At 70.7% G+C, this 12078-nt stretch carries 11 protein-coding genes; 8 read left to right on the top strand and 3 right to left on the bottom strand.

The genetic code is table 11. The features are described 5' to 3' along the window. Positions 1-152: 152 nt before the first annotated feature. Positions 153-977, bottom strand: a complete 825-nt coding sequence (locus VEC11_RS02500; RefSeq protein WP_464128817.1) for a hypothetical protein — start codon at positions 975-977, stop codon at positions 153-155. 209 nt (positions 978-1186) lie between these two features. Beyond that, positions 1187-1588: an EVE domain-containing protein gene (locus VEC11_RS02505; protein ID WP_464128819.1), complete on the bottom strand. Its 402-nt coding sequence runs from the start codon at positions 1586-1588 to the stop codon at positions 1187-1189. A gap of 236 nt (positions 1589-1824) precedes the next feature. Here VEC11_RS02505 and VEC11_RS02510 point away from each other — a divergent pair, with 236 nt between their 5' ends. After that, positions 1825-2469 (top strand): cell wall hydrolase, encoded by a 645-nt coding sequence (locus tag VEC11_RS02510; protein WP_464128820.1) that lies wholly within the window; start codon positions 1825-1827, stop codon positions 2467-2469. On the opposite strand, the gene VEC11_RS02515 is transcribed toward VEC11_RS02510, so the two are convergent. Beyond that, a complete protein-coding gene (locus VEC11_RS02515) occupies positions 2466-3035 on the bottom strand; it encodes an alpha-ketoglutarate-dependent dioxygenase AlkB (RefSeq protein WP_464128822.1) in 570 nt (189 codons plus the stop codon). The genes VEC11_RS02510 and VEC11_RS02515 overlap by 4 nt on opposite strands. Positions 3036-3133: 98 nt before the next feature. Here VEC11_RS02515 and VEC11_RS02520 point away from each other — a divergent pair, with 98 nt between their 5' ends. The 7 genes from VEC11_RS02520 (at position 3134) to panB (ending at position 12019) form a co-directional block, all read left to right on the top strand. Next, entirely contained in the window at positions 3134-4210 is a 1077-nt protein-coding gene (locus tag VEC11_RS02520) for a glycosyltransferase family 4 protein (protein ID WP_464128823.1), read from the top strand. Next, entirely contained in the window at positions 4211-6406 is a 2196-nt protein-coding gene (locus VEC11_RS02525; protein WP_464128825.1) for an amylo-alpha-1,6-glucosidase, read from the top strand. Between the two features lie 367 nt (positions 6407-6773). Continuing rightward, positions 6774-7835 (top strand): anthranilate phosphoribosyltransferase, encoded by a 1062-nt coding sequence (gene trpD / locus VEC11_RS02530; RefSeq protein ID WP_464128827.1) that lies wholly within the window; start codon positions 6774-6776, stop codon positions 7833-7835. Beyond that, the gene (trpCF, locus tag VEC11_RS02535) at positions 7828-9201 is read left to right on the top strand and encodes a bifunctional indole-3-glycerol-phosphate synthase TrpC/phosphoribosylanthranilate isomerase TrpF (protein WP_464128828.1); all 1374 of its coding nucleotides are present in this window, start codon (positions 7828-7830) and stop codon (positions 9199-9201) included. The genes trpD and trpCF overlap by 8 nt, the downstream gene beginning before the upstream one ends. Beyond that, positions 9192-10361: a tryptophan synthase subunit beta gene (gene trpB / locus VEC11_RS02540; protein ID WP_464128830.1), complete on the top strand. Its 1170-nt coding sequence runs from the start codon at positions 9192-9194 to the stop codon at positions 10359-10361. The genes trpCF and trpB overlap by 10 nt, the downstream gene beginning before the upstream one ends. Then, positions 10358-11131 carry a tryptophan synthase subunit alpha gene (trpA, locus tag VEC11_RS02545; RefSeq protein ID WP_464128831.1) on the top strand — a complete coding sequence of 258 codons (774 nt, stop codon included), beginning with the start codon at positions 10358-10360 and terminating at the stop codon, positions 11129-11131. The genes trpB and trpA overlap by 4 nt, the downstream gene beginning before the upstream one ends. Before the next feature lie 30 nt (positions 11132-11161). Next, a complete protein-coding gene (gene panB / locus VEC11_RS02550; protein ID WP_464128833.1) occupies positions 11162-12019 on the top strand; it encodes a 3-methyl-2-oxobutanoate hydroxymethyltransferase in 858 nt (285 codons plus the stop codon). Positions 12020-12078: the final 59 nt, after the last annotated feature.

The raw sequence follows: 12078 nt of genomic DNA on the forward strand, positions 1-12078 counted from the left end.
GCGCCCCGCGCCTTTCGCTCGCTCGGAAAGCTGCCCGCCAGACATGCGGGCGCATCCCCATGGCCAGTGCGAACATTGGGAACCTTCCGCCAGCCCTGGACGCCAGGATGACACACGGATGGTATGTGACAGGTTCGTCAGCTTCGCCCCGCTCAAACCCCCATCAACCGCGGCGCCATCCCGTGCCACCATTGGGTATCCCACAAGCTGTGCACCACGAACGCGCAAGGCAGGAACAGTCCCAACCAGATCCACCAGGCCCGGTGCAGGCCGCGGTTGCGGATGAGGTCCCAGAGCAGCAGCGGGCTGATCGCGACCAGGGTCCAGAGGTCGGTGCCGAGCGGGCTGGCCGGCATGGTCGTCGGCAGCCAGGGGATGCGGTCGATCCCGGCGGGGATGGCGACCGCGGTGGCGAGGATCATCATGCGCTTGTGCAGGCCGGGCTGGCCCTTCCGCGCCCTGAGGCCGATCCAGATCAGGATCGGAAAGAGGATGCCGATGCGGAGCTGCAGCAGCAGGATGTTGTCGATGATCCCGACCACCGCCTGCAGCTGGGGCCGCGCCGCCGGCGGGGCGGCCTGGGCCGCGCCCCAGATCGAATGATAATTGGTGCTGGCGAGCAGGAAGCCGGCCACGACGATCGCCGGGACGAGCAGCAGGGAGACGAGGCCGAGCCGCATGTGCAGGGCGTTCCGGCCGGTCGCGACGAGCGTGGTCTGGGCGAGCAGCAGCAGCAGGAAGCTGCCCATCAGCAAGGCGTGGACGTGCATGACCAGCGGGAAGGGCGGCCGCGCGCCGGCCTGCACCGCCGCCGCCTTCTCGATCGAGCTGGGCACGAAGCCGGCGAGCACGATCATGATGAAGCTCGCCGCGGTGAAGACATAGACCCAGCGGTCGACCGGATGGGCGCGGGGCGTCCCCGACAGCAGATCCGGGCGGCGGCCGCCCTCCGGTGCAGTTTCGGCTATCGTCGCCATCGCGTTTCCCCCTCGCCCGGCTTTGGCGGGAAATCTATCAGCGGCGGCGGGGAAAGGGAATGGGCGGGGCTCAGGGGAAGGGCGCCGTAACGGGAGTGAATCCCGTGACGTCAGTCGCGTCCGGCTGCGCCGGCACCCTGGCGGCATGCGCGCTCTCTATGCGCTGCTCCGGCGGCTGCGATGCAGCCGGCGTCGCTCCGCTCGGGCGCTCAGGCGGCGCCGGCCATGTCCAGGACTTTGGCCCACTCATCGTCCCGCACCGGGCTCACCGAGAGGCGCGACTGGCGGATCAGCTCCATTCTGGCGAGGCCAGGCTCGGCCTTGATCGCCTTCAGCGTCACCGGGGCGAGCCTGCGGACGGGTTCGACGGGGACCTTCACCCAGGCGCCGTCCTCGCCGTCGGGCTTCTGCGCGCCGGCAATGCGCATGATGCCGACCACGGCCTTCTCCTCGCCGCTATGGTAGAAGAAGGCCTCGTCGCCGGGCTGCATGGCGCGCAGGTGCAGGCGGGCGGCATTGTTGCGGACGCTGTCCCAGTCCGTGCCGCCGTCGCGGACGAGATCGTCCCAGCTGTAGACGTGCGGTTCCGATTTCATCAGCCATCTGGCCATGAGGCTCTCCCTTCACGGGCTCCGCTAGCGCCGGGACGCCAGTTCCGCAACTCGTCCCGGCACGCACCCCGTTCGCCGCTGAATCCCGGGCCGCAGGTTGATTCACCGGGCCGGCGCCCGCAGTTACGCCCTACGAGTTTTCAACGAGCGGGTGCCGCCCCCGGGGTTCGGGAGGGTTGGCCGGTGCAAGACGGCGAGGCCTGGGTCTCACCGCCAGAAAGCGACCAAATTACAATATGTTCCGATTCGTCCGCGCCGCGGCGTTTGCTGCGTTTGCCTTTGTTTCGCTCAGCGCCACGCCGGCCACGGCCCAGGGCAGCATCTACGATCACGGCAGGGCCGGCACCGGCGCCAGCCCGCTCGGCATCAACAGCGCCGTGCCGTCGGCCGCCGTCGCCGCCCAGAGCAGCGTCGGCGCCTTCCAGCACATGGTCGGGCTCGCCGACGCGCCGATGCCGCAGCTCGGCTCGCTCGAGGCCGAGGTCGCCCGGCTGGCTGCGGTCGAGACCGCCGGCGCCGAGGAGGATTGCCTCGCCAATGCCGTCTATTTCGAGGCGCGCGGGGAATCGCTCGAGGGCCAGCTCGCCGTCGCCGAGGTGGTGATGAACCGCGCCCGCTCCGGCCGCTACCCGACCACCTGGTGCGGCGTCGTCGTCCAGCGCGCGCAATTCTCCTTCGTCCGCGGCGGCGTCATCCCCGCCGCCAACCGTTCGTCCGAGGCCTGGCGCCGCGCCGTCGCCATCGCCCGCATCGCCCAGCAGGGCTCGACCCGTTTGCTCGAGCCGAACGTGCTCTGGTATCACGCCAATTACGTCTCGCCCTCCTGGGGCCGCCGGCTCGCCCGCTCGAGCGTGATCGGGGCGCACATCTTTTACCGCTAGGGATTGCGGCGCATCGACCGGAAGGTGATCGCGTAGCGGCGCGTCTCGACCGGCGCGAGGCTGTGCTGCCACGCGGTCCGTGACGGCCCGCGCAGCAGGTAGAGCGAGCGCGGCTCCGCCCGCAGCGTGAAGCGCTGCCATTTCTCCCCCTGCCTGCGCCGGAAGCGGAGCGGCGCGGCGGACAACAGGGAAAGGCCGAGCACGTCGTCGAAGACCGGCCGGTCGCGGTGCCAGCCGAGCCCGGCCCCCTCGCCGTAGCGGATCACCAAAGCCTGTTCGAGCGCCGCCGGCTCGAGCCCCGCAAAGGCAGCGGCCCGCGCGCGCACCGGCAGCAGCCAGCCCGGGATCGGCGCCGCCTCCGCCAGGCCGCTGCCGTCGAAGCGATAGGCCCAGCCGAAGGACACGGTCTCCCTTTTGCCGAGGAAGCCCTGATATTCGAACGGCCGAAAGGGCAGGGCAGCGACCTCGCCGAGCAACGCCTGCTCCTCCGCCCCCGTCAGGAAATCCGCCTCGTAGCGCAGCCCCTCCGGCCGCCCGTGTCCCTCGAAAAGACTAAACTGGGTCATGACGACCGGAACGCGCGGGGCGGCGAGCGGTTGTCCCCGTCCGGAACCCGTTCCATCGCCGCATCGTTCTTTCGGGCGAGCCCGGAGGAGATGTAGCCTTGCGTATTGCCCAGATCGCGCCGCTCGCGGAGGCGGTGCCCCCCAAACTCTATGGCGGGACCGAACGGGTCATCTGGTGGCTGACCGAGGCCCTGGTCGGGCTCGGCCATGACGTGACCCTCTATGCCAGCGCGGATTCCGAGACGTCGGCGCGGCTCGTCCCCTGCGCGGAGCAGGGGCTGCGGCTCGCCGGGATCAACGACCATGTCGCCAGTCTGATCGCCATGCTGGAGCAGGTGCGACGTGATGCCGGGCGCTATGATGTGCTCCATTTCCACGTCGACTTCCTGCACTTCCCGGTCTTCCGCCATCTCGCCGACAAGTGCCTCACCACCCTGCACGGCCGGCAGGACCTGCCCGATTTCCGGCCCGCCTATCGCGCCTTCCCGGAGATGAAGCTGGTCTCCATCTCGGACGACCAGCGCCGCCCGCTGCCGGAGGGCAATTTCGCGGGCACCGTGCATCACGGCCTGCCGCGGGACCTGATCCCGTTCGACCCGCAAGGCGGCGACTATCTCGCCTTCCTCGGCCGGATCTCCCCGGAGAAGCGTCCCGACCGGGCTATTGCGATCGCCAAACGCGCCGGCCTGAAGCTGAAAATCGCGGCGAAGGTGGACCATGCCGATCGCGCCTATTTCGAGGAGCATATCGAGCCCTTGCTCCACGATCCGCTAATCGAGTTCGTCGGCGAGATCGGCGATGCCGAGAAGCGCGCCTTCCTCGGCGGCGCGCGCGCCCTGCTCTTCCCGATCGACTGGCCGGAGCCGTTCGGCCTGGTGATGATCGAGGCGATGGCGGCGGGCACGCCGGTGATCGCCTGGCCCTGCGGCTCGACCGCCGAGGTGATCGAGCATGGCCGCTCCGGCTTCATCGTCGACAGCGTCGAGGAGGCGGTGGCCGCGGTGGAGGCCGCGGCCCGGATTCCGCGCGCCGGCGTCCGCGCCGCGTTCGAGGCCCGCTTCACCGCTCGGCGCATGGCGCAGGACTATCTCCGGCTCTACGAGGAGTTGACCGGCACCGAGCGGACGGCCCTGTTCGGAAAGACCATGGTCGTCGCCGGCCGGGAACGCCACTGAATGAACGAGATCGCGCATGGCGAGGACTGGCCCCGGCAGGAGCCCGCCGCCGCGCCCGAAAGCTATCATATCGAGGCGACCAAGTCGCTCGTCGACCGGACGCTCCGGACGCTCAAGCATGACGACCTGTTCGGGGTGTTCGACAAGCAGGGCGACTGCGCGGGCGCCAAAGACGCGCCGGACGGCCTCTATTATCAGGACACGCGGTTCCTCTCGGGCCTTCGCCTGAGGCTCGGCGGCATGGACCCGCTGCTGCTCAGCTCGGTCCTGCTCGACGACAATGGCGCGATGGTCGTGGACCTCGCAAATGCTGACCTCCACGACGCGGACGGCCGGGTCTGGCTGCAGCGCGACGCCATTCATGCGAGCCGGGTAAAGTTCCTCTGCGACACCGCCTGTTACGAGCGGATAAGCGTGCGCAGTTTCGGCACGGTGGGGCAGCCGATCCTTCTCCACCTGTCATTTGCGGCGGATTTCGCGGACCTGTTCGAAGTACGCGGCGACCGCCGGCCGCGGCGGGGGCGGCTCGAAGCCTTGGCGGTCGATGGGCGCACGGTGCGCTTTGCCTATCATGGCCTTGATGCGGTCGAGCGGACGACAACACTTCATTTCGATCCGGCACCGGAAACCCTCACCGAGGAATATGCGCGCTGGGCGATGGATCTCGATAGCGTCGAGCGGTTCAATATTGTCATCAAGACCGTCTGCGCGATCGACGATAGCGGGGTCGAGGCGCCACATCTGCTAAGCGCCTATCGCAAGGTCAGGGCCGCACGAAAGCACCGCCTGCACGGCCGGGCCGGCATCACCAGCGCGAACGAATTGTTCAACACGGTGATCGACCGCGCCGCCTCCGACATCGACATGCTGCTGACCGAGACCGAGTGGGGCCTGTACCCCTATGCGGGCATCCCCTGGTACAGCACGATCTTCGGCCGTGACGGCATCATCACCGCAATGGAGCTGCTCTGGGCGGCGCCGGACATCGCCAAGGGCGTGCTGACCACGCTCGCCGCCCTGCAGGCGACCGAGACGGACGAGGCCGCCGACGCCCAGCCGGGCAAAATCCTGCACGAGACGCGCGGCGGCGAGATGGCGCGGCTGAAGGAGGTGCCGTTCCGCCTCTATTACGGCTCGGTCGACGCGACGCCGCTCTTCGTCATGCTGGCGGGGATGTACCTTCGGCGCTCGGGCGACCTCGAGACGATCCGGGCGATCTGGCCGAACGTGAAGGCGGCCCTGGCCTGGATCGACGGCGCCGGCGATCCGGATGGGGACGGCTTCGTCGAATATGCGCGGATGACGGAAAAGGGGCTCCAGAACCAGGGGTGGAAGGACAGCTTCGATTCCATCTTCCACGCCGACGGCTCGCCGGCGGAAGGGCCGATCGCCTTGTGCGAGGTGCAGGCCTATGTGTTCGCGGCGAAGCAGGCCGCCGCCGCCATGGCGCGGGCGCTCGGCGAGGATGCGGGCGGCTATGCGCGGGAGGCGGAGGCGCTGCGACAGCGTTTCGAGGACCGCTTCTGGCTCGACGAAATCGGCTGCTACGCGCTGGCGCTGGACGGCCGCAAGCAGCCCTGCCGCGTGCTCTCCTCCAATGCCGGCCATGCCTTGTTCGCCGGCATCGCCAGTCCGGAGCGGGCGGCGCAGCTGGCGCGCCTGTTCACCGGCCGGCGCTTTTTCTCGGGCTGGGGCGTCCGCACGATCGCGGCGGGCGAGCCCTGCTACAATCCGATGTCCTATCATAACGGCTCGGTCTGGCCGCACGACAATGCCCTGATCGCGATGGGGCTCGCGCGCTACGGCCATCGCGACGCGGTACTCACCATCTTCCGCGGGCTGGCCGAGGCGGCGCTCTACGACGAGTTCCGCCGGCTGCCGGAATTGTTTTGCGGCTTCTCGCGGCGCCGCAAGCGCGGGCCGACCAACTATCCGGTCGCCTGCTCACCGCAGGCCTGGGCGGCGGCGGCGCCCTTCGCTCTGGTCGCCGCGGCGACGGGGCTCGATCTCGATCACGAAACCGGCAGCGTGCGGCTGAACAATCCGGCGCTGCCGGCCTTCCTCGACGACATCGTGCTCAGCGACCTCCGGGTGGCAGAATCGCGACTGGACCTGACGCTGTCCCGCGCCGGCGACGACGTGACCACCGCCGTCACCCGGCGGACGGGCAAGGCCGGCCTGACGATCGTGAAATGATGGTGCTCCGGCGAAGGCCGGGGCGGTGGATGCAGCGCGCAGGGCGTGGCATTGTATCCGCAACGCTCCGGCGTTCGCCGGAGCACGGTCCGCCCGCTTTGTTCCACCACGCTGTTACTTGGCGGTTGACGCGGACGGGCCGAATCGGGATGCTAAAGGCGCGATGACCGAGACCATGATCCGCACCGGCACCCAGACCGCCTCTCCGGCGGCGGCCGCCGTGCATGCGTGGCGGTGGTGGGCCCCGAGCCCCGTCCCGGCGCGCCTGCATCGATGGTGAAGACCCTCTAGTCCGACCCCAAAGACCCGCAAGCCCGCCGCAACCCGGCGGGCTTTTTCTTTGCTTCACCATCGCAGGATCACCGACATGTACATGACCAATCTGGCGGCGGCCGAACCCCTCCGCGACACAGCCGAGCCGATCGAGGCGACGCTCGAGCGCCTCTATCTCGGCGCCTCGCTTTCCGAAGCGGAAGCCGAGGGCCTGTTCACCGCCCTCGTCGAGGGCAGGCTGGACGATCCGATGATCGCCGCCATGCTCGTCGCGCTCCGGATCAAGGGGGAGACCGAGGCCGAGCTGATCGGCGCCGCCCGCGCGCTCCGCGCCGCCGACCGCGACTTCGACCGGCCCGATTACCTCTTCGCCGACAGCTGCGGCACCGGCGGCGACGGCTCGGGGACGATCAACCTCTCCACCGCAGTGGCCTTCGTCGCGGCGGCGGCCGGGCTGCCGGTCGCCAAGCATGGCAACCGCTCGGTCACCTCGCGCTGCGGGTCGGCGGACGTGCTCGAGCATCTCGGCGTGAAGCTGGACGTGAGCCCGGAGGTCTCGCGGCGGGCGCTGGACGAAACCGGCCTCTGCTTCCTGTTCGCGCCGGCCTATCATCCAGGGCTGAAGCATGCCGGGCCGGTCCGCCGCGCGCTGAAGGTGCGGACGATCATGAACATCCTCGGCCCCTGCGTGAACCCGGCCGAGCCGCAGGTGCAGCTGCTGGGCGTCGCCGAGCCGCGGCTGCTGGAGCCGGTGGCGGCGGTGCTCGCCGCGCTCGGCGTCCGGCGGGCGACGATCGTCCATGGCGGCGGGCTCGACGAGATCGCGCTCCATACCGAGACCGAGGCGGTGCGGCTGACCGACGGCAGCATCGAGCGGACGACCTTCGCACCCGAGCAGGTGGGGCTCGAGCGCGCGCCCCTGGCCGCGATCCGCGGCGGCGGGCCAGAGGAGAATGCGGAGCGGCTGAAGGCTTTGCTGCTCGGCTATGGCACCCGCGCCGAGCGCAACGCGGTCGCGCTCAATGCCGGCGCGCTGCTGATGACCGCAGGCCTGGCCGAGGATCTGAAAGAGGGCGTGCAGCTGGCGCAGGCGACGCTGGGGTCGGGCCGGCCGCTGGCGGTGCTCCAGGGCCTGATCGAGATCAGCAATGGCTGAAGCGGGCGGCCTTCTCGCCGAGATCGTCGCCCGCAAGCGGCGGGACGTCGCGGCCCGGCTCGGCGGCGGCGTGCCTGCGGCCGAGCCGACGCGGCGGAGCCTGCGCGCGGCTTTGGCGCGGCCGGGCGCACGCTTCGTCATGGAGGTGAAGAAGGCCTCGCCATCGGCGGGGGCGATCCGCCCGGGCGCCGATCCGGCCGAACTGGCGCGTGCCTATCGCGGGGTCGCGGACGCGATCAGCGTGCTCACCGACGGACCATTTTTCGGCGGGTCGCTGGAGGATCTGGCAGCGGTCCGTGCAGTGTATGACGGACCGATCCTCGCCAAGGACTTCGTCGTCGATCCCCGCCAGGTGGCGGAAGCGCGGGCCTTTGGCGCGGATGCGGTGCTGGCCATGCTCTCGGTGCTCGACGACGCGGAGGCGCGGGCGGTGCTGGCCGCGGCCGACACGCTCGGCATGGAGGTGCTGGTCGAGGCGCATGACGAGACGGAGGTCCGCCGCGCGGTGGCGCTGGGCGCGCCGCTGATCGGAATCAACAATCGCGACCTGAGGACGCTGGAGGTCGATCTCGCGACGACCGGGCGGCTCTCGCACCTCGTGCCGGGAGACCGGATTCTCGTCGCCGAATCCGGCATCGCCGCGCGTGCGGACGTCGAACGGCTCGCGCCTTATGCGGACGCCTTCCTGGTCGGCACCGCGCTGATGCGGGCCGAACGGCCGGCCGAGGCGGCGCGGGCGCTGGCCTTTGGCCGCGTGAAGATCTGCGGGATCACCAGCCAGGCGGATGCCGACGCTGCGGTCGCGGCCGGGGCGAGCTTCCTCGGCCTGGTCATGGTGCCCGGCACGCCGCGCGCCGTGACCCGCGAGGCGATGGCGGGGATCGGCGGGGCGCCGCTCGTCGGCGTCTTCCGCAATGCGCGGCTGCCGGAAGTCGCCGTCTCCGCCCGCGCGCTCGGGCTCGCGGCGGTCCAGCTCCATGGCGAGGAGGACGCGGCCTATCTCCATGCGCTGCGCTCGCTGCTGCTGCCGGAAGAGACGGAGATCTGGGCGACGCGCGCGGTCGGCCGAGAGCTGGCTGCCGCGCGCCCGGGCGCCGACCGCACGCTCTTCGATACGCAGGTGGACGGGCGGACGGGCGGCACCGGCCGGGTCTTCGACTGGGACCGGATCAGGGACCGGCCCGAGCTTGGCGAGGCCCTGCTCGCCGGCGGGCTCAACCCCGGCAATGCGCGCGCCGCCGCCCGGGTCGGCGCCTGGGCGCTCGACCTCTGCTCCGGCGTCGAGGCCGCACCCGGGCGCAAGGACCCGGCCAGGCTCGCCGCCTTCTTCGAGGCGCTGCGGCCGGAGGCGCGGGCATGCGCCTGAGCGGCCGCTTCGGCGCTTATGGCGGGGCCTATGTGCCCGAGATCCTCGTCCCCGCGCTGGAGCAGCTCGAGGCGGCCTTTCTCGAAGCGCAGCAGGACCCGGCCTTCCATGTCGAGCTCGAGGACTTGCTGACCAAATATGCGGGGCGGCCGACGCCGCTGACGCGGTGCCGCAACCTCGGGGCGGGCAAGGCGCGCATTTATCTGAAGCGCGAGGACCTGCTCCATGGCGGCGCGCACAAGACCAACCAGGTGCTGGCCCAGGCCCTGCTGGCGCAGCGGATGGGCAAGACCCGGCTGATCGCGGAGACCGGGGCGGGGCAGCATGGCGTCGCCACCGCGCTCGCCGGCGCGCTCTTCGGGCTGGAGACGCGCATCTACATGGGCGCGCACGACGTCGCGCGGCAGCAGCTCAACGTCTTCCGCATGCGGCTGATGGGCGCCGAGGTGGTGCCGGTGACGGCGGGCGGACAGGGGCTGAAGGACGCGATCAACGAGGCGCTGCGCGACTGGACGGCGAGCTTCGCGGACACCCATTATCTGCTCGGCACGGTGGCGGGCCCGCACCCCTTTCCGCTGATGGTGCGCGACTTCCAGCGCGTCATCGGCCGCGAGGCGCGGGCGCAGATCCTGGCCGAGGAAGGCCGGCTGCCGGACGCGGTCGTGGCCTGCGTCGGCGGCGGCTCCAACGCGATCGGCCTGTTCAGCGACTTCGTGCCGGACGAAGGGGTGCGGCTGGTCGGGGTCGAGGCGGCGGGGAAGGGGCTGGACGGACCCGAGCATGGCGCGACCCTGCAGCGCGGCCGGCCAGGCGTGCTGCATGGCGCCGGGACCTATATATTGCAGGATGCGGACGGGCAAATTTCGGAAAGCTGGTCGATCTCGGCCGGGCTCGATTATCCGGCGGTCGGGCCGGAGCATGCCTTTCTCCAGGACAGCGGCCGGGCCTCCTATGTCGGCGCGACCGACGCCGAGGCGCTCGCCGCCTTCGCCTTGCTGGCGCGGCATGAGGGGATCGTCTGCGCCTTCGAATCCGCCCATGCCGTGGCGCAGGCGCTGACGCTGGCGGAGGAGGGGGCGGCGGTGATCCTCGTCGGCCTGTCCGGCCGCGGCGACAAGGACATGGAGCAGGCCCGGCGCCTGCTGGCGCTGCCCGAATGAGCCGCTACCAGGCCATGTTCCGGCGGGCCGGCAATGGCGGCGTGTTCGGCGCGTTCGTGATGCTGGGCGATCCGGATCTCGAGACCTGCGCGGCGATCCTCGACCGGCTGGTCGCGGGCGGTGCGGACATGATCGAGGTCGGCATCCCCTTCTCCGACCCGATCGCGGACGGGCCGGTCATCCAGGCGGCGGCGGTGCGGGCGCTGACGAACGGGGCGACGCCGGCCCACTGCTTCGCCTTGCTCAAGGCGTTCCGCGCGCGCCATCCGGCGGTGCCGGTGGGTATCCTGACCTATGCCAATCTCGTGCTCGCGCGGGGACTCGACGATTTCTACGCGCGGGCGGCCGAGGCGGGCGTCGACAGCGTGCTCGTCGCCGACGTGCCGGTGCTGGAGGCCGGGCCCTATGCGGCGGCGGCGCGGGCGCATGGCGTCGCGCCGGTGCTGATCGCCGCGGCCAACACGCCGCCGCAGCGGCTGCGCGAGATTGCGCGGCTCGGCGGCGGCTATACCTATTGCGTCGCCCGGGCGGGCGTGACGGGAACGGACCGGGAAGCGCGGTTCGACCATGACGTCATGCTCGGCGTGCTTCGTGCTGCCGGCGCGCCGCCGCCGGTTTTCGGGTTCGGAATCTCGCAGCCCGATCAGGTCCGCGCGGCGCTGGCGGCGGGCGCGGCGGGGGCGATCTCCGGTTCGGCGATCGTCGGGCGCGTGGCCCGGGGCGAGGATGTGACCGGGTTCGTCCGGGAGATGAAGGCCGCCACGCTTTGATGCGCCGCAACAATCGGCTAGACCCTGCTTATGTCCACCTACACGATCGACACCGCGACCAGCCGGGCGACGCCGACGCCCGCGCCGGGCAAACGCCTCACCGCGCCCGCCATCCTCGCCCGCAAGGGCGGCGAGCCGATCGTGGCGCTCACCGCCTACACGATGCGGATGGCGCAACTGCTCGATCCGCATTGCGACCTGCTGCTGGTCGGCGATTCCCTTGGGCAGGTGATCTACGGCCTGCCCTCGACCATTCCGGTCAGCCTGGAGATGATGTGCGCGCATGGCGCGGCGGTGGTGCGCGGCTCCTGGCATGCGCTGGTCGCGGTCGACATGCCGTTCGGCTCCTATGAGGAGAGCCCGGAGCAGGCCTTTCGCAGCGCCGCCCGCGTGCTGAAGGAAACGGGGGCGGCGGCGGTGAAGCTGGAGGGCGGCGAGGCGATGGCCGGGACGATCGCCTTCCTGTCGAAGCGCGGCATCCCGGTGATCGGCCATGTCGGCCTGACGCCGCAGGCGGTGAACGCGCTCGGCGGCTACCGGGCGCGCGGCCGCGACGAGGCCGAGGCGGCCAAGGTGATCGCCGATGCGCGCGCCGTCGCCGAGGCGGGCAGCTTCGCGATCGTCATCGAGGGGGTGATGGAGGAGATCGCCGCCGAGGCGACGAAGGCGGTGGCCTGCCCGACCATCGGCATCGGCGCTTCCGCCTCCTGCGACGGCCAGATCCTCGTCACCGAGGACATGATGGGGCTGTTCGAGCGGACGCCGCGCTTCGTGAAACGGTTCGGGGACATCGCCTCCGAGATCAGCGCCGCGGCGGCGGGCTATGCCGCGGACGTGAAGAGCCGTGCCTTCCCCACGGACGAGCAGATCTATCGGGGGAAGAAGTAGTATTCCGTTTCCACCGCACCATGGCTAAGGAGTTGGCGGGGCACGCGCCCGCGCGTTAG

The sequence above is a fragment of the Allosphingosinicella sp. genome, from assembly GCF_035626655.1.
Lineage (GTDB): Bacteria > Pseudomonadota > Alphaproteobacteria > Sphingomonadales > Sphingomonadaceae > Allosphingosinicella.

Bases quoted from the DNA above. Each gene is read 5' to 3' on its own strand.
- VEC11_RS02500 (WP_464128817.1), bottom strand. From the start codon at position 977: ATGGCGACGATAGCCGAAACTGCACCGGAGGGCGGCCGCCGCCCGGAT.
- VEC11_RS02505 (WP_464128819.1), bottom strand. From the start codon at position 1,588: ATGGCCAGATGGCTGATGAAATCGGAACCGCACGTCTACAGCTGGGAC.
- VEC11_RS02510 (WP_464128820.1), top strand. From the start codon at position 1,825: ATGTTCCGATTCGTCCGCGCCGCGGCGTTTGCTGCGTTTGCCTTTGTT.
- VEC11_RS02515 (WP_464128822.1), bottom strand. From the start codon at position 3,035: ATGACCCAGTTTAGTCTTTTCGAGGGACACGGGCGGCCGGAGGGGCTG.
- VEC11_RS02525 (WP_464128825.1), top strand. From the start codon at position 4,211: ATGAACGAGATCGCGCATGGCGAGGACTGGCCCCGGCAGGAGCCCGCC.
- trpD (WP_464128827.1), top strand. From the start codon at position 6,774: ATGTACATGACCAATCTGGCGGCGGCCGAACCCCTCCGCGACACAGCC.
- trpCF (WP_464128828.1), top strand. From the start codon at position 7,828: ATGGCTGAAGCGGGCGGCCTTCTCGCCGAGATCGTCGCCCGCAAGCGG.
- trpB (WP_464128830.1), top strand. From the start codon at position 9,192: ATGCGCCTGAGCGGCCGCTTCGGCGCTTATGGCGGGGCCTATGTGCCC.
- trpA (WP_464128831.1), top strand. From the start codon at position 10,358: ATGAGCCGCTACCAGGCCATGTTCCGGCGGGCCGGCAATGGCGGCGTG.
- panB (WP_464128833.1), top strand. From the start codon at position 11,162: ATGTCCACCTACACGATCGACACCGCGACCAGCCGGGCGACGCCGACG.